At 62.6% G+C, this 20,740-nt stretch carries 16 protein-coding genes and 5 pseudogenes; 11 read left to right on the forward strand and 10 right to left on the reverse strand.

What is annotated here, in order from left to right; genetic code table 11:
• Positions 1 to 20 precede the first annotated feature (20 nt).
• Positions 21 to 586: pseudogene (locus OKW39_RS39690) on the forward strand (SDR family NAD(P)-dependent oxidoreductase).
• A gap of 16 nt (positions 587 to 602) precedes the next feature.
• On the opposite strand, the gene OKW39_RS39695 reads toward OKW39_RS39690, so the two are convergent.
• On the reverse strand, positions 603 to 1,823 hold the full coding sequence (locus OKW39_RS39695; protein ID WP_184060689.1) for a sensor histidine kinase: 1,221 nt from the start codon (positions 1,821 to 1,823) through the stop codon (positions 603 to 605).
• Here OKW39_RS39695 and OKW39_RS39700 point away from each other — a divergent pair.
• On the forward strand, positions 1,822 to 2,400 hold the full coding sequence (locus OKW39_RS39700; protein WP_429565142.1) for a response regulator: 579 nt from the start codon (positions 1,822 to 1,824) through the stop codon (positions 2,398 to 2,400). The two genes, OKW39_RS39695 and OKW39_RS39700, sit on opposite strands and share 2 nt — an antisense overlap.
• A 39-nt stretch (positions 2,401 to 2,439) precedes the next feature.
• Here OKW39_RS39700 and OKW39_RS39705 read toward each other — a convergent pair whose 3' ends face one another.
• A complete protein-coding gene (locus OKW39_RS39705; RefSeq protein ID WP_429565143.1) occupies positions 2,440 to 3,366 on the reverse strand; it encodes a LysR family transcriptional regulator in 927 nt (308 codons plus the stop codon).
• A gap of 107 nt (positions 3,367 to 3,473) precedes the next feature.
• On the opposite strand from OKW39_RS39705, the gene OKW39_RS39710 reads away from it, so the two are divergent.
• Positions 3,474 to 4,349, forward strand: coding sequence for an aldo/keto reductase family oxidoreductase (locus OKW39_RS39710; protein ID WP_429565144.1), 876 nt, complete (start codon positions 3,474 to 3,476; stop codon positions 4,347 to 4,349).
• On the opposite strand, the pseudogene OKW39_RS39715 reads toward OKW39_RS39710, so the two are convergent.
• Positions 4,350 to 4,685: pseudogene (locus OKW39_RS39715) on the reverse strand (LysR substrate-binding domain-containing protein); the annotation flags it as partial.
• 95 nt (positions 4,686 to 4,780) lie between these two features.
• On the opposite strand from OKW39_RS39715, the gene OKW39_RS39720 reads away from it, so the two are divergent.
• Positions 4,781 to 4,966 (forward strand): hypothetical protein, encoded by a 186-nt coding sequence (locus OKW39_RS39720; protein WP_184060756.1) that lies wholly within the window; start codon positions 4,781 to 4,783, stop codon positions 4,964 to 4,966.
• Here the strand turns inward: OKW39_RS39720 and OKW39_RS39725 are convergent.
• Positions 4,924 to 5,028: a BCCT family transporter gene (locus tag OKW39_RS39725; protein ID WP_208524370.1), complete on the reverse strand. Its 105-nt coding sequence runs from the start codon at positions 5,026 to 5,028 to the stop codon at positions 4,924 to 4,926. The genes OKW39_RS39720 and OKW39_RS39725 overlap by 43 nt on opposite strands.
• Before the next feature lie 1,039 nt (positions 5,029 to 6,067).
• Between OKW39_RS39725 and OKW39_RS39730 the strand changes: the two genes are divergently transcribed.
• Positions 6,068 to 6,709, forward strand: coding sequence for a TolC family protein (locus OKW39_RS39730; protein WP_429565145.1), 642 nt, complete (start codon positions 6,068 to 6,070; stop codon positions 6,707 to 6,709).
• Positions 6,706 to 7,950, forward strand: a complete 1,245-nt coding sequence (locus OKW39_RS39735; protein ID WP_429565146.1) for an HlyD family type I secretion periplasmic adaptor subunit — start codon at positions 6,706 to 6,708, stop codon at positions 7,948 to 7,950. The genes OKW39_RS39730 and OKW39_RS39735 overlap by 4 nt, the downstream gene beginning before the upstream one ends.
• 366 nt (positions 7,951 to 8,316) lie before the next feature.
• Here OKW39_RS39735 and OKW39_RS39740 read toward each other — a convergent pair.
• Positions 8,317 to 9,400: pseudogene (locus OKW39_RS39740) on the reverse strand (IS701 family transposase).
• A 409-nt stretch (positions 9,401 to 9,809) separates the two neighbouring features.
• The gene (locus OKW39_RS39745; RefSeq protein WP_260321389.1) at positions 9,810 to 9,941 is read right to left on the reverse strand and encodes a hypothetical protein; all 132 of its coding nucleotides are present in this window, start codon (positions 9,939 to 9,941) and stop codon (positions 9,810 to 9,812) included.
• Between the two features lie 70 nt (positions 9,942 to 10,011).
• On the opposite strand from OKW39_RS39745, the pseudogene OKW39_RS39750 reads away from it, so the two are divergent.
• Positions 10,012 to 10,836: pseudogene (locus OKW39_RS39750) on the forward strand (NAD(P)H-dependent oxidoreductase).
• A 146-nt stretch (positions 10,837 to 10,982) separates the two neighbouring features.
• On the forward strand, positions 10,983 to 11,843 hold the full coding sequence (locus tag OKW39_RS39755) for an alpha/beta hydrolase (RefSeq protein WP_429565147.1): 861 nt from the start codon (positions 10,983 to 10,985) through the stop codon (positions 11,841 to 11,843).
• Between the two features lie 19 nt (positions 11,844 to 11,862).
• On the opposite strand, the gene OKW39_RS39760 is transcribed toward OKW39_RS39755, so the two are convergent.
• Complete coding sequence (locus OKW39_RS39760) at positions 11,863 to 13,155, reverse strand: aspartate carbamoyltransferase (RefSeq protein WP_429565148.1); 1,293 nt, start codon at positions 13,153 to 13,155, stop codon at positions 11,863 to 11,865.
• Positions 13,156 to 13,277: 122 nt separating this feature from the next.
• On the opposite strand from OKW39_RS39760, the pseudogene OKW39_RS39765 reads away from it, so the two are divergent.
• Positions 13,278 to 13,742, forward strand: a pseudogene (locus OKW39_RS39765) (dihydrodipicolinate synthase family protein); the annotation flags it as partial.
• Here OKW39_RS39765 and OKW39_RS39770 read toward each other — a convergent pair.
• Positions 13,735 to 15,819, reverse strand: a complete 2,085-nt coding sequence (locus OKW39_RS39770) for a putative bifunctional diguanylate cyclase/phosphodiesterase (protein WP_429565149.1) — start codon at positions 15,817 to 15,819, stop codon at positions 13,735 to 13,737. The pseudogene OKW39_RS39765 and the gene OKW39_RS39770 sit on opposite strands and share 8 nt — an antisense overlap.
• Before the next feature lie 150 nt (positions 15,820 to 15,969).
• Positions 15,970 to 16,425, reverse strand: a complete 456-nt coding sequence (locus OKW39_RS39775; protein WP_090806430.1) for a rhodanese-like domain-containing protein — start codon at positions 16,423 to 16,425, stop codon at positions 15,970 to 15,972.
• 120 nt (positions 16,426 to 16,545) lie between these two features.
• Between OKW39_RS39775 and ftrA the strand changes: the two genes are divergently transcribed.
• Positions 16,546 to 17,505 carry a transcriptional regulator FtrA gene (gene ftrA / locus OKW39_RS39780; RefSeq protein WP_090806428.1) on the forward strand — a complete coding sequence of 320 codons (960 nt, stop codon included), beginning with the start codon at positions 16,546 to 16,548 and terminating at the stop codon, positions 17,503 to 17,505.
• 326 nt (positions 17,506 to 17,831) lie between these two features.
• Complete coding sequence (locus OKW39_RS39785; RefSeq protein ID WP_429565150.1) at positions 17,832 to 19,049, forward strand: DUF2252 domain-containing protein; 1,218 nt, start codon at positions 17,832 to 17,834, stop codon at positions 19,047 to 19,049.
• 184 nt (positions 19,050 to 19,233) lie between these two features.
• Here OKW39_RS39785 and OKW39_RS39790 read toward each other — a convergent pair whose 3' ends face one another.
• Entirely contained in the window at positions 19,234 to 20,712 is a 1,479-nt protein-coding gene (locus tag OKW39_RS39790) for a DASS family sodium-coupled anion symporter (protein WP_429565151.1), read from the reverse strand.
• Positions 20,713 to 20,740 lie beyond the last annotated feature (28 nt).

Here is a 20,740-nt window from a genome sequence, read left to right on the forward strand (position 1 = left end):
TCACCTGAAGGGAGCTGTTCATGTCGAATTCCACTGTTGTCGTTGTTACCGGCGTGTCATCGGGTATCGGACGCGCCGCCGCCGAGAAGTTTGCCAGGCGGGGGTGCCGCGTATTTGGCACCGTGCGCAGCATCGCAAAAGCGGCGCCTATCTCGGGAGTCGAGCTTGTCGAGAATGGGACTCTATTCGGCGTCCAAGCACGCTGTGGAAGGGCTGACCGAAACCCTGGATCATGAGGTGCGCCAGTTCGGCATACGCGCAACGCTGGTCGAACCGACTTTTACCAGGACCAATCTCGACATCAATGCGCCCCAGGCGGGTTCGAAAATCGCCGACTATGACCGCGAGCGTGCCCTTGCAATGAGCGCAGTCGTGAACAGTGTCAAAGGTGCCCCCGAGCCCGAGGGCGTGGCAAACACTATTGTCGAAGCGGCGCTTGGCGCTTGGCGCTTGGCGCTTGGCGCTTGGCGCCTGGCGAATGCGTCGCACGCCTGCCGGACAGGCGTCGTTGCTGAGCAAGTTACGCCGCTTTATGCCCGCTGGTCCCGTCGATTCGAGCTTGAGGAAAACATTCGGACTTGGTTGAAGCGCTCGTCCACGCATCACATTGCGGCCAAGGTTCGACGCAGCGGAAACCGGATCTCGAACGTGGTCCCCACGCCCTCGCGCGACGCAAACTCGATCTGCCCATCGAGCACGCGGCATAGCTCCCTGACAATGGCGAGCCCGAGCCCCGTGCCCGGAATCTCGTCGCAGGCCGCGCGCTCGAACTCATCGAATACGCGCTCCGCGTCGGCGGGCGCAATGCCGACGCCGGTGTCGGAGACGCGAATCGCCCAGTGTTCGGCGCCATGCATCGCGAACCGGATTTCGACTTGCCCCGACTTCGTGTACTTGATCGCGTTGGTCAACAGATTGACCGCGATCTGCTTGAGCTTCAGCCGATTCGACGTGACGACCGGCAGCGCCGCGTCGAACGCGCTGCGCAACGCAAGCCCTTTCGCCTCGATCGACGGTCGCGTCGACGCGACGAGTTCGTCGAAGAGTTCGCGCAAATCGACGTCTTCGAGCACGAGCGGCGCGGAGTCTCCGAGCACGACCGAGTACTCGACCATCTGGTCGACCAGTTGCTTCATGTCGGCAGCCTGACGGTTCGCGAGCGTCAATGCGGCATCGGCTTTCGACGGCGCTCGCTCGATCAGTTGCAGCGCGACCGAAAACGCGTTGAGGAAATTGCGCAGATCGTGCACGACGCTGCGCGTGATCTGCATCCGCGATGCATATAGATCGCCGACCAGCCGTTGCTCGAGGGTCAATTCGTGATTCGCGCGTTCGAGCCGTCCCGTGTATTCGTCGATCTTGCGATCGCGTTCGGCGACCACTTCCTTGATCGACTCATACCTGACCACGCTGAATGCTTCGGCGATCAGGCGGCGCGCGCGGCTCTCGTGACGGCGCGTGCACGTCCGGTCGCGTTCGACGAACTCTTCGAGCGCTTCGAAGAGCACCTGCTGAAACAGGTCCAGTTCGCGCACCAGCTCTTCGATCCGGTAGCCCTGCTGCCAACGGACCTTGCCGTGCTTTTTCGCGTCGCGTTCGATCGACGTTTCGACGCGCTCGAGATCTTCTGCATCGAGCGCCCGGCACAGCTCGTCGAGAATATCCGGCAGATGGTCGGCCAGTTGCCGATAAGTGAGCTTGTCCGCTTCGACGAGATCGGCGTCGGCGGAGACGGCATGCATCCATTGCCGCGTCAGGCCGCCCCGTTCCGCGCGGATGAAGTTGGCGAAGTTGCGCAGCGGGCTCACGCGTCTGTCGGTCATGATGGATACCGGAATGGAGTTTCTACAACATACAACGCGCGAACGGTTCGAACGCCTCGATTTGCGCGGGCACCGCAAACCTGTTTCGCTGGCCGATCGGCCACGCGACCCGATGCGCGCCGGCAACCCGCGTCATTATCCGCGCAATTGCCGTTCGTGGAAAACCTCTTGCGAGACTCTGATCAGACGAGAAGGCAAATTTTGTCCGCAAAACATGATGTATTCGATATTGCTGGTCGACGACGAACCGGAAATTCTAGCCGCATGGCGGTTGATTCTGGAGAGCGAAGGGTATGAGGTGAGTTGCGCGAGCAATGGCGCCGAAGCACTCGCTCGTGTCGTCGCTCACGTTCCCGACCTGATTGTTACGGACTGGATGATGCCGGTCATGGACGGCGCGGAGTTATGCCGCCGTTTGAAATCGATGCCGTTATCCGTCAACGTACCGATTCTGGTCCATACCGCGGTGCCGCCTTCGGACAGCGATGCGCATTACTGCAGCGCATGTCTGCTGAAGCCGATCGGCGCGGATCTCTTTCTGACCACGATCGCGCAGCTCTGCGCGCCACGATGCTGATATGGCACGCGTCGCCGCGTTCACCGTCGTGTGATGACATCAACGCCGTGCCACGTCATCGTCCGGGACACTTGCTGAGTCGGCCTTCAGGAAATCGACGAACGCGCGCAGCGGCGCGGGCACATGACGATGGCCCGGATAGTAAAGAAAAGGACCTGAAAAGCACTGCCACCAGGGTTCGAGAATCGCTTCGAGCGCGCCGCTGTCCAGATGCGGGCGGAGCATGTCTTCGAACAGGTGAATGATGCCGAGGCCCGCGACCGCGCCGCTGACCGCGAGGTCGATCGCGGCGCCGGGCCGCACCAGCAGCGGTCCTGTCGGATTCAATTGCAGCAGCTCGCCGTCGCGCTCGAAGTACCAGGTCGGCATCGCGCCGCTGGCGAATTGCCCGCGCAGGCAGGCATGCGCGAGCAATTCGCCGGGATGTTGCGGACGGCCGTGCGCGTCGAGATACGCGGGCGCCGCGGCGGTCGCGAAGCGCTGCACGCGCGCGCCGATCGGCACCGCGATCATGTCCTGCTCGAGGCGTTCATCGTAGCGAATGCCCGCATCGCACCCGATCGACAGCACATCGACGAACCCATCCTCGACCACCACTTCGACGCGAATATCCGGGTACTGCTTCAGAAAGCGCGCAAGCACGTCGGGCAGCACGATGCGCGCGACGCTCGACGGCACGTTGAGCTTCAATGTGCCGGTCGGCTTGTCGCGAAAGCCGTTCAGCACGTCGAGCGCCGCTTCCATTTCGCCGAACAGCGGCGTCAGCTTCTCGATCAGACGCAGCCCGGCTTCGGTCGGCGCGACGCTGCGCGTGGTGCGGTTCAGGAGCCGCAGCCCGAGTTTCGTTTCGAGGCGCCGCACCGCGACGCTCAGACTCGACGCCGACACGCCGCTCACGCGCGCCGCGTCGCGAAAGCCGCCGGCGCGGGCGACGGAAACGAAGGCGGCCAGATCATTCAGTTCCATGACGATTGATTGTGCAGAATTTTGAACAACCCGTACACGTTAGACCGCTTTATTCAACAACGCAATTCCGGAGATACTGCCGCTCATCACTTCACAAGGAGATCGTCATGCCGAACTTCAGCTCCGTCGACACTTTCGCACTAGCCGGCCGCCCGGTGCGGCGCATGGGCTATGGCGCGATGCAGCTGGCCGGCCCCGGCGTGTTCGGGCCGCCGAAAGACCGCGACGCGGCGCTCGCGGTGCTGCGTGAGGCGGTCGCATCGGGCGTCGACCACATCGATACCAGCGATTTTTACGGGCCGCACGTGACCAATCAGTTGATCCGCGAGGCGCTCCACCCGTATCCACGCGATCTGACGATCGTGACGAAGGTGGGCGCGGTGCGCGACGGCGCCGGCGCCTGGCTGCCGGCGCAGGAGCCCGCCGACCTCGAGCGCGCGGTGCATGACAATCTGCGCAACCTCGGGCTCGACGCGCTCGACGTGGTCAACATGCGCATGATGGGCAACGTGAACGAGCCGAGCGAGGGCTCGATCGGAAAGCAGGTCACGGCGCTTGCCGAGCTGCAGCAGCGCGGGCTCGTGCGTCATGTCGGCTTGAGCAACGTGACGGCCGCGCAGATTGCCGAGGCTCAGCGCATCACGAAGGTCGTGTGCGTGCAGAACCACTACAACCTCGTGCATCGCGACGACGATGCGTTGATCGATGCGCTCGCGGCGCAGGGCATCGCCTACGTGCCGTTTTTCCCGCTGGGTGGCTTCACGCCGATTCAATCGTCCGAGCTGTCGGAGCTTGCGCGCAAGCTCGAGGCAACGCCGATGCAGGTCGCGCTTGCCTGGCTATTGCATCGGGCACCTAACATTCTGCTGATTCCGGGCACGTCTTCGGTGACTCATCTGCGTGAAAACCTGCAGTCGGCGCAGTTGAAGCTCAGCGACGAGGTGCTCGATCAACTGGATGCGATCGGCGCTGAAAAGGGCTGATTACACCGATGTTGCGATGAACTCCCGCAACCATTGATGCGCGGGATCGCGATATACCCGCTCGTGCCATAGCATCGCCATCTCGTAGCCCGGCACCTCGACGGGCGGCTCGACCATCGGCAGCGCGTCCGTGCCGCGCACGAGACGCGCGGGCAGCATCCCCACGAGATCCGTGCTCGCGAGCACCGACTGCATGAACAGAAAGTGCGGCACCGACAGCACGACCTTGCGCGCGAGACCCACCTTCGCGAGCGTCTCGTCGGTGACGCCGAAAAAGCCGCCGCCATCGGGCGACGCGATCACGTGTTCGAGCTTGCAGAACTGCGCGAGGGTGGGCCAGTGGTCACAGGTCTGCACATTGGTGGTCGGCCATGTGTAGCGAGCTATGAGCGTAGTCGGCTTTCGGCCGCTGCCTCCGCCCGAAGGACAACATGAACATGATTATGGCAAGAGCCGATGCGGCAATGAGTGTTATCGCCGCGACACCTTTAGACCCTCGCGGATTGCGCGATCGCACTGGCGGCAGCATGCGCATCGATCCTGATCGCGCTGTCTTCGAACACCGTCATCTATGTCAGGTGATGGTTAGCACAAGCAGCGCGCCGACGACGAATTGACAGATCGTATGACCCCGCGAAGTCCGCGCGATAAAAATGCCGGCTAAAGGCGGCCACGTAATCCGCCACTTTCAGTAGAGAATCGTCCAGTCATTGAGCCCGTCATCGGCTCGCAGAGAATCATATGCATAGCTACGCATCGACAAAGTGACGAGATTCGGCAGATAGTTGCCGGCGTTCTCGCCTAACACGCGTACAAGGAGTGTGGTGGGTTCCGTCAAAATCACAATCACAAGCAGATCGAAACCAAAGATCGATTTGCGGTGGTGAAGATATTCCGTAGCGAGACTACGTGCCCTCAGGCCTGCAGGTGACAGACAAAGTGGCTAATGAAGCAGCAGTCGGCACTTGGGCATTACCCTTCTCCTTCACAGTTTCTCGCCCCGACAGGCGGAAATGCGTGAACCGGGAAGATATGTTGCACATCTTCAGCGACGCGCGCCAAACAGATTTCGCAGCACCGACAGCATGCCCACGGGAACGAGACGGAAGGGGCATGGTTCGCGATGCTTGTATGGCTGTGCGAGTTCGAAAATTCAATCAGAGAGAAAGGCTTCATGGCTATCTCCGTGCAAATCTCAAGAACATAAATGAGATAGTACGGGAATAACATTTTGCATTGTATCGAACCAGTCAGAAATGATGCTGCTACCAGGAATTTCGACTGCGGCAGGAAATCGTGTGACAACTTCACTGTTCGGCACAGCCATGAACGTGCCCTATCCGCACCTCGCCGCACGCCTGTTCAACACGCCGCTATCGCACCAACGGTTCGATGAAAATAGACGAGCAATGGGTTGGCCACTGTCGATACGGGCAGCCCTATCTGGTCAGACAATCGCGCGCGGAAATTAGTGCTTGTGAAAGACTGCGAACGAAAAATTCGTACCAGTCTCACTATGTTGTCGCGGCTGTCTGATTTCGCGGGGTGACCGATATCCGGACAATTGGAGCCAGTACGAAATCTCGTGTTTCGTTCACCAAGGTCACCCGAATTAGCCGAATCGATCCTTTAAACGACGAGCATTGCTTCATTGTTTTCTGAGTCTGGATTGCGGTTCAGGTGTCGCACCACATACTTCAATCTAACCGGTTACGATCATGACTCGAAACGATTTTCCTGACGTACAGGCTGCCGCGCCCCTCACCAACGGGGACGGCCTCTCCGGTTTGCGGCTCCGCCCCCTGTCATGGCTGGTTTCGTCGCTGCTGGTCGTGCTCGCCTTGCCGGCGAGTGCGATTGCGGTCGCTCAAACGAAGTCTGATCTGGCGCTGGCGAGCGATGCAGCAACTGCAAGCAGATCGACTCCGGTCGAGATTAAACAGCCGTCGACCCCGGGAAGCCATGCTCCTCCGGTGACGTTCTCACAGTGGCTCGAAACGCAACCGTCCGGTAGCGAGGGAGGGCCTCCGGTGGATTCCTCCACGCTGCGCCGTATCTTCCTGAGCGCCGTCGAGGAAGCGGAGAAGCGCAGTCCCGAAGTCGGGCAGGCGTATGCCGCCTACGAAGCCGCGAAATCAGACGTCGACGAAGCGAAGGGCTTGCGGTGGCCGCAAGTCGACATCGGTTCGCAGACACAGGGTGTGCAATTTGGTCCCGGTAATCGAAATGGCTCCAACAACGGGAACGTAGTGACGGCGAACGTCACGACAACGGTGTACGACTGGGCAATGGCGAGAGCACGGACGACACGACGCCGACGCTGGTGGGCAGGCGCACCGAACAAGGAGCAATCGCAATGAACTTCAATATTTTCAAACGAGGCAAGAAAAAGGCTAAGCTCGCCAAAGGCGACGCTGCTTTCATGAGCGACATCCGGGAATCGCTGCTGACGCAGTCGACGCCGGGCTCAATGATCATGCTTTACGTCATTCTCACGGTCCTGGCCGGCGGTCTGACCTGGGCGTACTTTGCGCGCGTGGAGGAGATAACGCACGGCGAGGGGACCATCATTTCGAAGAGCCGCGAACAGGTCATCCAGAGTCTTGAGGGCGGCATTCTCGAACAACTGGACGTACGTGAAGGCGATATTGTCAAGAAGGGACAAGTGCTGGCAAAGATCGATCCGACGCGAGCCGAGACGAGCTATCGCGAAGCGTGGTCCAAGTCAGTAGGACTGAAGGCGACGATTGCGCGTTTGCGTGCCGAGGCGTACGAGCAGCCGCTGACGTTTCCTGACGACGTGAAAGCCGTGCCTACGGTCGTGAAGCAGGAGACGCTTGCTTACAACGCGCGACGTCGTGCACTGAACGACAGCGTGGCCGCGTTGGAAAAGAGCTACTCGCTGTCGAACAAGGAAATTGGCCTGGCCGAGCCGCTGGCGGCCAAAGGTCTTGTTTCTGAAGTCGAACTGCTCCGCATGCGCCGGCAGGCAAACGACCTGCGCTCACAGATCGTCGAGCGTCGCAACAGATTTCAGGCCGACGCAAACTCGGAACTCACGAAGCTGGAACTCGAACTGGCGCAAACCAGCGAAACCGTAGTGGGTCGTGCGGATGTTCTACAGCGTACGACTGTGATTGCACCGGTGTACGGCACGGTGAAGAATATACGCTTCAATACGATTGGCGGGGTCATCCAGCCGGGCGAGCACATCATGGAAATTGTCCCGCTGGAAGATCAATTGCTCGTCGAGGCACGCATCAAGCCTTCGGACGTTGCATTCCTGCATCCTAATCAACCGTCTACCGTGAAGATTACGGCTTACGACTACGGAATTTATGGAGGCTTGAAAGGCACGGTTCAGCACATCAGCCCCGACACGCTCAAGGACGACCAGAAGGCCGCATCGGGCCGGCCCGATGCGACGTATTACCGCGTGCTTGTGCTGACAGACTCCAGTGAATTGCATGCAGGCGGAAAAAGCTTACCGATTCTGCCCGGGATGATCGCGACGGTCGACATCCGTACCGGTGAGAAAACCATTCTTGACTACATTCTGAAGCCGATTTTCAAGGCTCGTGAAGCGTTCCGGGAGCGGTGATTATCTCGTTGGATCTGGTGACTTCCGGTAATGCCATGCACGGGTGAGCATGGAGGAAACCGGAAGATTCCCGGTTGCAAGCCCGCGTCTTTCCGGGTCTGCATGCCGTGGTCGGAAGAAGCTCGCTGCGCTGGAGCGCGCCTGACCCGGCACGACACGCTGCGGCGCTTGGAATGATTCGCGCGTCGTTGTTGATCGTGGCGCTACGGTACGCATGATTGCGGCCGGTTGAACCAGCAAGAGGCGAATCCAATGACTACGACTACGCAGATCAACGTATTGCCGGTGCTCAAGACCGGATCAATGACATAGCGAAGGGTGCAACCATGGTCATAACTGCGACGGCGCTATGACGATTCCCTAATCTTACTGTGTCAGATAATTAGTTGCGCGCTCTATTGCCATACAGGAAGAGAGCCATCGTTGCATGATCCTTAGTCCAAGCAGGATGCGCAACGTAGTAATGGAATCAGGAACGTGGCGTTGAGCGCGCTGGACTGCCCCGGGGGATGTAATCCGGGGGAAGGGCAGACAGCGCGCGTTCAAGGAAGTTTTTTTATCGCGTCCATCTGATTGCATTCGGAGTCGCTGAGCCATCAGAAACCCATACGCAGCGAGACTCAGTGTGGCGTGGTGGTGAAAGCCACGCCAGCCTCGCCCTTCATAATGACCGAGCCCGAACTCCTGTTTCAGGTCCTGATAGTCGCGCTCGATGCGCCAGCGCATTTTGGTCACGAACACAAGCTGCTCAAGTGTCGCCTCCTCGGGCGCGGTAGTGAGAAAGTATTTGAGCGGCTCCGGTTCGCCATCAGGCCATTCAATAAGCAGCCACTCTTCGCCGCGAACGGTGCGTCGCCAATAGTCGCGATGTGCGGGACGAACCCATACGGCGGCAAAGCGCGAGGAAAGTGCCGCGTTGCTGCCTTCGCGCCAGGTTACGGATTGCCAGGCGCTTACGGGTAATTGCATGGCCAGTTCCTTCACGGCGATCGGCTCGTAGCCGGGCGCACGGCGCAACAATGTCGGTGGCTTGCCGCGCCCGCTCCAGGGCTTGGGCGGAAGCGGCGCCGTACCTGGTGCCCACACAGAGGTGCCCGGCCGGATCCCTAGCGCGTACAACAAACCCAGTTCCGTTACGCCTTCCCGGAAAGCGGTTTCGTCGCCATACCCGGCATCGGCCAGCACAATGCCCGGTGCAACGCCGGATGCCATAGCCTCGCGAAGCTGGGCCAGCGCAATCTGAGGCTTGGTCTCGAAGGCCAGATCGTCGGGAATGCCCGCTGGGACATACAGCTGCCAGGCAATCGGCAGGCTGCCGCGTTGCGTCGCGATCGACAGGCTCACTGCAACCTGGCAGTTGTCCTGCTGACTTTCCAAGTTGCCTACAGTACTGACGTGCCACCCCGACCGAATGACGTCCCTTCTTTGGAAAGCCGGTGTCGTCAATGATCCAGTAGTAGCCGTTTTCTTCAGCAGCGTGTTAAAGGAAGAGACGTCTGTCGGCGTAATTGCGGGCGACTAAGGCGGGTTTGGGACTGTCATTTGCTGAACGCGAGAAGTGTCCGCTCGCCAACATCTGCCTGCGAACGGCAGCGAAGCGACCTGCAGCCTTCGCCGTCAAACGGGCGAGCGTCAGCTTTGGCCGACGTGGCGACCGGATCAGTCGGCGCGCGACCCGCAACGGTGGATCGGATTTGGTCCTTCGGTCGGCGGGGGGGGGGGTATGCCGGGAGAGGCGCAATTCGAGCATTCGGAGCGGGTCGCCGCACTGACATCCACCTGCCGATAACGCCTTTAGCTGGGTTGTGCCCGTAAATCGGAGGCTCTACATCTTTCGTTTTGCTTGCATTTTTCGTTCTTTATTGAGTCGCGTCGGCAACAGTTTTTTCATCTTTATTGTTTTCTTTTTTCTTTTTTTTGTGGGCAAACACGAGCGTGACCAGCAGGTTCAGGTCGAGTCTTCTGAGATTAACCACGGCAATACCTGACATATTGGGAATTCATTTCCAATATACCTCGGCGATGCCTATCGTGACTGTTTTCAGCCACGAAGGTCCCATCATGAACGTTCTCATCATCTATGCGCATCCCGAACCGAAATCGTTGAACGGTTCGCTGAAGGACTTCACTGTCCGCCATCTCGAACGCGCCGGCCATACGGTGCAGGTGTCCGATCTGTACGCGATGAACCGGAAAGCGTCGCTAGACGCACACGACACCAGCGAACGTCACAGCGGCGAGCGCTGCTTCGCGTCGCTCGAATCGAAGCATGCGTTCGAGAACGGCTTGCAGAGCGAGGACATCGCGCGTGAGCAGGACAAGCTGAAGTGGGCCGATGCGGTGATCCTGCAGTTTCCGCTGTGGTGGTTCTCGATGCCGGCGATCATGAAGGGCTGGGTGGAGCGTGTCTATGCGTACGGTCTCGCGTATGGCGTCGGCGAGCATTCCGATGCGCGCTGGGGCGAGCGTTATGGCGAGGGCCGTTTCGCGGGCAAGCGCGCGATGCTGATCGTCACGACGGGCGGCTGGGAGTCGCACTACAGCGCACGCGGCATCAACGGTCCGATCGACGACGTGCTGTTCCCGATCCAGCACGGTGTGCTGTATTACCCCGGCTTCGAGGTATTGCCGCCGTTCGTGGTCTATCGCACGAGCCGCGTCGACGATGCGAAGTATGCCGAGGTCAGCGAGGCGCTCGGGCGACGGCTCGACACGCTGTAGACGGCCGCGCCGATCGCGTTCCTGCCGCAGAACGGCGGCGCGTATGAGATTCCGGCGCTCACATTGCGGGACGATCTGGCGCCGGGGCGGGTGGGGTTTGCCGCGCACGTTGAAGATGCGGGCGCAGAGAGGGCAACTGAAGCCGATGAAGCGACCGAAGCCTGACTGGATCGTATGTTTCGCTGAAATTTGGTTGTAAGTCGCCATTGCTACAGTCGTTCGCGGACATAGGCCGAGGCATGCTGGGGCGCTCTTCTTCGGATGCCTGACGAACGTAAGCAGCCGGAAGCAAGCGCAAGGGGCGACTCACCATGAATCCAGTCTATACGTTCTGGCTCATTCTGATGCTGATCGCATCGCCGGCGTGGGCGTTCCAATCGCGCGTCGTCACGATTCCGAGCGCGGCGATGCATCGTACGTTCGACGCAACCGTCGTGCTGCCCGATCGATACGCGCGTGGCAACCAGGCCGCGCGCTTTCCGGTCGTCTACGTGCTACATGGCTCGGGCGGCGATTACACGGACTGGACCGCGAATTCGCATATCGGCAAGCTCGCCGACCGCTATCAGGTGATCCTCGTGATGCCCGACGGCGGCCGCGACAGCTGGTACATCGATAGCCCCGTCGATCCGCGCAGCCGCTACGAAACCTACGTGGGTACGGAAGTAGTGGCCTATATCGACAGCCATTTCCGCACGATCGCGACGAAGCAGGCGCGCGCTATCACGGGCTTGAGCATGGGCGGCTTCGGCGCGCTACGCATTGCGCTCGACCGGCCCGACGCTTTCGGCGCGGCGGGCAGCATCAGCGGTGCGGTGGACCCGCGCGGGAGCGAGGACGAGCCCGGCATCGAGCGGGTGTTCGGCGACCCGATGCAATATGCGGACTTCTGGAACAGCAAAGCGATCGTCGCGAGTGCGGAGGATTTCGGCCGCGACCATATCGCGCTGACGATCGATTGCGGCGTGAACGACTCGCTCGTGCAGTCGAACCGGCTGCTGCACGAGCGGCTCGTCGAACTCGGCGTGCCGCACGATTACGCCGAGCGGCCCGGCGGCCATACGTGGAAGTACTGGTCGAACGCGGTCAAATATCAGGTGCTGTTCTTTGCCGGCACGTTCAGGCAGGCGGCGCGCGAAATGCGTGACGCGCGGGCCGCGGCCGCGGCCTGACGGCGGACGGCTATCCGCGTCAATCGATTCCGTGAAACACCGCGTCGTCCGGTCCCAGGTAGACCGGCGGGCGCCACGCGGCATCGCGCATCGAATGCTGGACCTGTTTGTCGACACCGAGCAGCACCGCGAAAATCGCCATCCGCACCGGAATGCCGTTGTCGGTCTGCCGGAAAATCGCGAGCCGCGAATCGTGATTGAGGTCGGTGCTCAAATCGTTCGCGTCGGGCCGGCTGTCGCGCGGCAGCGGGTGCATGATCAGCGTTTCGGCGCCGCACACGCTATCGACGAGCGCCTGGTTGATCTGGAAGTCGGGCGTGTAGCCTTCGAACGATTCGTCGGTGAAGCGCTCCTTCTGGATGCGCGTCGCGTATACGACGTCGGCGCCGCGCAAGCCAGTGCGCAGGTCGTGCGTCTGTTCGATCACGTGAGCGTTGCGCGAAATCTGCTCGATGATATAGCCCGGCAATTCGAGCATCGGCGGCGAAATCAGCGTGAACTTGATGCCGCGATAGAGCGCCAGCAGCTTCACGAGCGAATGCACGGTACGTCCGTACTTGAGGTCGCCGACCAGCGCGATGTGCGCGCCGTCGACGATCTTGCCGAGCCGCGAGAACTCGCGCTGGATCGTGTAGAGATCGAGCAGCGCCTGGCTTGGATGCTCGCCGGGACCGTCGCCGCCGTTGATCACCGGCACGTTGGTCGCGCGCGCGAATTCGGCCACCGAGCCTTGCTCCGGATGGCGGATCACCAGCGCGTCGACATAGCCGCTCATCACCCGGCTCGTGTCGTAGATCGATTCTCCCTTCGCCATCGACGAAAACGTGAAGCCGGTCGTGTCGCACACCGAGCCGCCGAGCCGGCAGAACGCCGCGCCGAAGCTCACACGGGTACGCGTGCTCGCCTCGAAGAACAGATTGCCGAGCACCGCGCCTTCGAGCACGCGCGAGATTTTGCGGCGCCGGGCGATCGGCTGCATGATGTCGGCGACGCGAAAGAGCGCCTCGACTGAGTCGCGCGAAAACTGATCGACCGACAGCAGCTGCGGCTTGCCCTCGAACAGAATCTGGCTTGCGAGCGATTGCGAGTCTACGCTTTGCGTATATCGTTCGCCCGGCTCCGTGTTCGCGACGATCTCCGACACGAAACGCTCGACGATTTCCGGCATCGCCCGCGATTCCTGCGAGTCGTCCGGCAGCAGCCACGTATCCAGCGCCCGGCGCGACACGCCGATGCGGTTAGCGAACGTATCGCGCGTCATGTTCAGGCGACGCATCGCATCGCGTAGGAAGGCTTGTTGCGGAACGCTCATGAGGGCACCTGTCGCAAAAGTGGGGTCGGCGGGAGTAAGGCAGCAAAACGCGTTGATATACGCGGTGCGTATATTAGTTTCCGGCGCGTAGAAGTCAAGCGTTTTCCTTCGCGAGGGTTCGTCGGCCCTCGCAGGACGGCATCGTCGCGCATTTCAGCGCGCTCGCGGACGCGAGCGTGCATCCGCGAATTCAGGCGATCAAGGATTGCGCCGGTTCGCTCGACACGACGCTTGCGCTGATTCGCGACGGCCGTCTGCAAGTGCTCGCGGGCAACGACCTCGAGCTCTTCTCGACGGTGTGCGCGGGTGGAAGCGGGGCGATCGCGGCGTCGGCGCATTGGCGGCCCGAGCGTTTCGTCGCGCTTTATCGCGCGTTGACGCAGGGCAAGCTCGACGAAGGACGACGCATTTTTCACGCGCTCGTGCCGCAGATCCAACTCGCGTTCGCGGAACCGAATCCCGCGCCGGTGAAGGCGCTGCTCGCGGCGAGGGGATGGGTGCGCAACGAATTGCGTTTGCCGATGACGCGTGCGAGCGAGGCGTTGACCGAACGGCTCGCGGCGTTGGGGGAGACGCTGCTCAGATAGAGACTCCGCTTGCGGCCATCGTTCTGCCGCGGAGCATTGCGCCGAAGTCGTCGGCGTTGATCGGCTTGCCGAGCAGGTAGCCCTGCACTTCGTCGCACATCATCGAGCACAGCTTGTCGAGCTGCGATTGGGTTTCGACGCCCTCGGCGACCACGTCCATTTCGAGCGAGTGCGCGAGCGCGATGATCGCCGACACGATTGCGCTGCCCGCGGCGCCGTTCGCGTCGAGACCGTTGATGAAGAAGCGATCGATCTTCAACTGCTTCACCTGGAAGCGCTGCAGATACGCGAGGCTCGAATAGCCGGTGCCGAAGTCGTCGATCGAGATGTCGAAGCCGCTCGCCTGAAACGCGCGGATTACTTCGACGGTGCGCGCGGCATCCTGCATCGCTACGGTCTCGGTGATCTCGAACATGATCTGCTCGCACGCGACGTCCTCGCTCCTGACGATGTCGAGGATCGTCTCGACGAGGTCCGGTTGCAACAGCTGACGCGGCGACAGGTTGATCGCCACCTTCATCGCCGGCAGGCCCTGTTCGATCCAGCCGCGAATGCGCCGGCAGGTTTCACGCACGACCCAGTAGCCGATCTGCACGATCTGCCCGGAGCGCTCGGCGACCGGGATGAACTCGGCCGGCATCAGCGCGCCCATCTCCGGATCGTGCAGGCGGATCAGCGCCTCGGCGCCCGCGAGCGCGTCGCCGCCGCGCTGAAACTTCGGCTGGAACAGCAGCGAGAAACGATCATTCGCGAAGGCGTCGTGCAGCACTTGCTGGATCCGCAGCGTGCGCGTGGCGGCCTCGTTCATGCTGCGCTCGAAGAAGCGGTAGGTGCCGCGGCCGGCGCGCTTCGCTTCGTACATCGCGGCGTCCGCGTGCTGGAGCAGCGTCTCGACGCTGTCGCCATCGCGCGGATAGAGCGCAATGCCGATGCTCGGCATCACCTGCAGCGGTTGTTCGTCGCTCCACGTGCCCTGGCGCATCCGGTGAAGCACGCCGTTGGCGAGCGCGGCCGCGTCGTCGCCGCAAGTAAGATGTTCCGTGAGCACGACGAATTCGTCGCCGCCGAGCCGCGCGACGGTGTCGCTCGAACGCACGCATTGCTGCAGGCGTTGCGCGAATGCGGACAGCACCGCGTCGCCAGCCGAGTGACCGAGCGAATCGTTGATCGTCTTGAAGCCGTCGAGATCCATGAACAGCACCGCGAACGACGTACGCTGGCGGCGCGCGCCGCTGATCGCGCGTTCGATCCGCTCGGTCAGCGTCGCGCGGTTCGGCAGGCCCGTCAGCGCGTCGAGCGTCGCGAGCCGCACGATCTGGCCGTTCAGCCGCGACACCGCGCCGAGCAGGAAGGTGGTGCGCACGTCGAAGCGCGACAGCATCAGCGTGACGATCAGCACCGCGAACGTGAGCAGGACCACCGAGGTGGCGAGCCATTGCGCATTCATGTCGTTGGCCGCGCCACAGATCGCGCCCGGCGCGAAGTCGGCGGCGGCCATGCCGGTGTAGTGCATGCCGCTGATCGCGACGCCCATCACCAGCGCCGCGGCGAGACGTTTGCGTGCGATATGGCGCTCGTCTTCGTTGCTGAGCGCGCGCGCCATCCACAGCGCGGCGCTCGACGCGCCGATCGCGATCGCGATCGAGGTCGCGAACCATGCCGGCTGGTAGTGGATCGCGGGCGCCATGCGCAGCGCCGCCATCCCGGTGTAATGCATGCCGGCGATAGCGATCCCCATCGCCACGCCGCCCATCAGCAGCCGGACCGGCGTCAGGCGCTGCTGGGTCGTCAGCGAGAGCGCCAGATACGAAGCGCCGATCGCGAGGGCCAGCGAGCAGGCGGTCGTCGCCGGGTCGTAGCCGAGCGGGATAGGCAGCGAGAACGCGAGCATCGCGACGAAGTGCATCGACCAGATGCCGACACCGAGCGCGAACGCGCCGCCGAGCCGCCATGCATGCCGCCGGCGCGTCGAGCCGAGCAGGAAGATGCGGCCCGTCAGATCGAGCGCGGTGTACGACGCGAGGGTCGCGACCGCGAACGAAATCGCGACGAGCCAGAAATTATATGAACTCTGCATATTGGGTCCGCCGGGAGGAGTCCGGCTGGACATGTTATCGGCACTTTTCGAACTTTGTTCAACTTATTTGCGATTTGCGAACAGAAGCAAAACCGGCGCGCGGACGGCGGCGGATGCCGCGCTGGAACGCGTGTCGGATTGCGAGTCACGCTATGCATCGGAGCGTGGATCGGACGGCGGATCGGCGTCCTCGCGGCTCAGCGGGAAGCCTTCGTCCAGCCAGCCGGTGACGCCGCCCGCCATCAGCTTGACGGGCCGCCCCAACTGGGCGAGCCGCAGTGCGCCGCGCGCCGCGCCGTTGCAGTGCGGGCCCGCGCAGTAGGTGACGAACAGCGTGTCCGGCGCATAAGCCGCGAGCTTCGACGTGACGATCTTGCCGTGCGGCAGATTCAGTGCGCCCGGCACGTGGCCCTGCGCGAACAGCGCGGGACTGCGCACGTCGAGCAGCACGAAGCCGGGCGCTCCACTCGCGAGCGCGGCGTGGACGTCGGTGCAATCGGTTTCGAAGCGCAGCGACGCCTGGAAGTGCGCGAGCGCGGCGGCGCTGTCGGCGGCGGGGATCGCGGTGACGGCGTTCGGGACGGTGGTGAGGTTGTCGTGAGTCATGGCAAACGGGGGTGAGTTGATCGGGTGGTGGGGCTCGCGCGTTTCAGGCACGGTCGATTGTGACGAGCGGCGGGTCGCCCGGTAAGTGGCGTGATCGTCAATCTTCGGTAATATTGCGCCATGCACAATCATCTCGTCGTCGCGCTGGCCTACGACCGGCTTTGCACCTTCGAATTCGGCTGCGTGACCGAACTGTTCGCACTCGAGCGTCCCGAACTCGGCGTGCCGTGGTATCGCTTCGCGGTCTGTGCGAGCGAGCCCGGTCCGATCCGCGCGGCGGGCGGCATCACGCTGGCCGCGCCCTACACGCTGAAGCTGCTCGCGAGCGCCGACACGATCGTGATTCCGGGTTGGCGCGATGCCGACGAGGTGCCGCCGGCCGCGCTGCTGCGCAAGCTTCGCGCGGCTTACGAGCGCGGCGCGCGGCTCTGCTCGATCTGCTCGGGCGTGTTCGTGCTCGCGGCGGCCGGCGTGCTCGACGGCAAGACCGTGACGACCCACTGGCGCTACGCGGACAAGTTGCAGCAGCGCTATCCGCAACTGCGTGTGCAGCCCGACGCGCTGTATGTCGATGAAGGGCAGGTGATCACGTCGGCGGGATCGGCGGCCGGGCTCGACATGCTGCTGCATCTGGTGCGGCGAGATCATGGCGGCGCGGTCGCGAATCGCGTCGCGCAACGGCTCGTGGTGCCGCCGCATCGCGAGGGTGGCCAGGCGCAGTTCGTGCCGCGCCCGATGCCGCCCGACGAAAGCGGACGTATCGCGAAGCTGATGGACTGGGTGCGCAGCCATGCGGCCGAGCCGCATACGCTGCGCTCGCTCGCCGGGCGCGCGGCGATGAGCCCGCGCACGCTGCAACGGCAGTTCCGCGACGCGACCGGCATGGCGCCTTATGAATGGCTCGTCAGGGAGCGCGTCGCGCTTGCGCGTGAGTTGCTCGAAGCCGCGACGCCGCTGCCGATGGCGCGCGTCGCCGAGCTCGCTGGGTTCGGGTCGGAGGAGTCGTTGCGGCGGCATTTTCGCCGGATCGCGTTGACGAGTCCGGGGGCGTATCGGCGCAGGTTCGGTGGGGAGGGGTGAGTCCAGCAGATCGTAAGCACAATGGATGCGACACATTGATGACATTGGACATGTATTCGAACCAACATAGCGCGTTCGTCAGCAACAGGAGCGCGGTCGCGTTGAGCGCCAACAACGACGCATAGAACTCGAAGTTCGAGCCTGTCGAGCGCGCCCACTGGCGATACGCGTAGGCAAGCAGCCCACCGATCGCCACTGCCGCGACAAGCAACGACAGCCACGTCACTGCATCCGGGTTGAACCCGCATTGAATTCGCGGCACGCTCCGAGGTCACAGCAGCAGGCATGGAGCTCACGTCGAGCTTGCCCATTCAACGGAACCCGCTATGTCCGATATCGCAAAGATCATCGCCAACTTCAACGCCGGGCGGGACCCCGAACGACTCGCGATGAAATACAAAGCCATGCGCGGCTCGCCGTTCGTATTTCTGCGCGGCACCTGCCATCTGTTCTATGCGCGTCTGCCGCGCGCGAACGTACTCGACGACGCGCCGCACGTGTGGATCTGCGGCGACATGCACCTCGAAAATTTCGGCAGCTACAAGGGCGACAATCGCCTCGTCTACTTCGACAACAACGACTTCGACGAAGCCTGTCTCGCGCCGATTCCGTACGAGCTCGTGCGTCTGTTGACGAGCGTGCTGGTCGGCGCGGCCAACCTGAAGCTGAGCCGCGCTGAAGCGCTCGCGCTGTGCCACACCGCGCTCGATGCCTATGGCGCCGCGCTCGCGTACGGCAAGTCGCGCTGGATCGAAGCGGAGACCGCGACCGGCATGGTGCGCGATCTGTTCGTCGCGCTCGCGAGCCGCACGCGCGCCGCGCATCTGGACCGTCGCACGGTGCTCAAGGGCAAAACGCGCATGCTGAAGGTCGACGGCAAGAAGGCGCTGCCCGTCAGCGATGAACGGCGTGCCGCGGTCGCGCAGTTCATGCAGCAGTTCGCGGTGACGGAGCCGAATCCCGAGTTCTACCGCACGCTCGATGTCGCGCGCCGCATTGCGGGGACGGGCAGCCTCGGTGTCGATCGCTATGTGATTCTGGTCGAGGGCAAGGGCTCGCCCGATGGCAACTACCTGATCGATTTGAAAGAGGCGCTGCCGTCATCGGTCAGTGCGCACGTGACGGCGACGCAGCCGAAGTGGCAGACCGAGGCACAGCGTGTCGTCGAAGTGCAGCGGCGCAATCAGGCGGTCTCGCAGGCCTTTTTGCACGCGGTGGAATTCAACCAGCGCTCCTATGTGCTGCGGAGCTTGCAGCCATCGGAAGATCGCGTCGCGCTTGCCGACTGGGACGGCAAGCTGCCGCGGCTCGAGGCAGTGATCAACAGCATGGCCGAGTTGAGCGCGTGGGCGCATCTGCGCAGCGGAGGGCGGCAGAAGTCGGCGATCGCGGACGATCTGATCGCGTTTGGCAGTCGGCGCGATTGGCAACTGCCGTTGATCGATCTGGCGACGCAGTGTGAGGCGCAGGTCGCGGCGGACTGGAAGGCTTATTGCGAAGCTTATGATCGGGGAACCTTCGAGACGAGTGGCACGGGCAACTGAAGCGTTGCATTGGAGGGCCGGCGCGGGCGTCAGGGCTGCGGACGGCGTCGCGGTGATCGGCGGCGATCGATGACGATCGGGGAAGTTGCGCGGGCCATGACCGCTCGCGATTGACGAAGCGGGAAGCGGAGCAGGATCACGTGTGCGCGGGCCGTACGAGCCGCGCGGCGAAAGTCGCGTTGTCTCATACGTGCCCCAGCACCTTCCACCAAAGCGGCCCAACGACCAGCCAGGCCACCATGTAAAACAGGCTCATCAAAAATCCCGCCTTCCACCATTCGCCCTGGGTCACGTAGCCCGCGCCGAACATGACGGGACCGGAGCCGATGCCATATTGCGTCAGGCAGCCGTTCACATTGCTCAGAATCCCGAGCGAGACTGCGGCGACGAAGGGCGGGATACCGGCGGCGACCATCAGAGCCATGGAGAGCGGAAACAGCGCGCTGATATGCGCGGTGGCGCTGGCGAAAAAGTAGTGAATGTAAACGTAGATCGCCGCCACCATCATATAGACCGCCAGCATCGGAAAGCCCGCGAGATGCGCGCCGAATTCCTTGCCGAACCAGCTCACCATGCCATATTCGTTGAGCTTGGAGGCCAGCATGATGAGCAGGCCGATCCAGATCATCGTGTCCCAGGCGGACTTCTCGTTCAGCGCGTCCTGCCAGGTCAGCACGCCGCTGATGAACAGCAACGAAACGCCGATCGCCGCCGCGAGCGTCGCGCCGACGCCGAGATCGTCGCCGAACACCCACAGCACCAGCAAGCCGACGAAGATGCACGCCATGATGATTTCTTTGACCGAGATGGGCCCCATCGTCGTGAGCTCTCGTTGCGCGAGGTCGGTGGCATCGGGGGTGCGTCTGACCTGCGGCGGGGCGATCCACAGCATGGCGATCGGAATCACGGCGAGGCACAGCAGACCGGGGATCGACGCCGCCACCGCCCAGTCGAGCCAGCTGATCGACACGCCCTGGTCCGCGGCCAGCCTGACCGCCAGCGGATTGCCCGCCATTGCCGTGATGAACATGCCCGCCGTGATGATGTTCGCGTGGAAGGCGCAGAGAATCAGGTAGCGTCCCACTTTCACGCGTGATTCCGGATCGTCGGCGTGACTGCCCAGCACTTCGGAAATGGCTCGCGTGATCGGCAACATCACGCCGCCCGCGCGCGCGGTGATGCTCGGCATCGCGGGGGAGATCACGAGTTCGGTCAACACGAGCCCGTAGCCGAGCCCCGTCGTTCGCTTTCCCAGCAATCGCATGAACAGAAGCGCGATCCGGCGGCCAAGGCCGGTCTTGATCACGCCGCGTGAAATGAAAAACGCGAGCATCACGAGCCATACGAGGTCGGTGCCGGTGGATTTGGTGACGTCGGCAAACGACAGAACGCCGACGAGCACGCCAATGGTCGAGCCGATGATGGCAACCACCGACATCGGCAGCGGGGCGGTCATGATGCCGGCAATGGTCGCGACGAACACGGCGAACATATGCCACGCCTTCGGCTGGAGGCCGGCGGGCGGGGGCAGAAACCACAGCGCGACGCCGACCGCGATCGGTACCAGATATTTCCAGACGCCGGCCGGCAGTCCGACCGAGGGCTTCGGCGTGGCGGGAGGCGAGCTGGTGGGCCGTGAAACCTTGGCAGGTGTAGGAGCCATGATGGACCTCGTGCCGGCGTGGTTGGGT

Origin of the sequence: Paraburkholderia sp. MM6662-R1, from assembly GCF_050436245.1 — a bacterium.
GTDB lineage: Bacteria > Pseudomonadota > Gammaproteobacteria > Burkholderiales > Burkholderiaceae > Paraburkholderia > Paraburkholderia tuberum.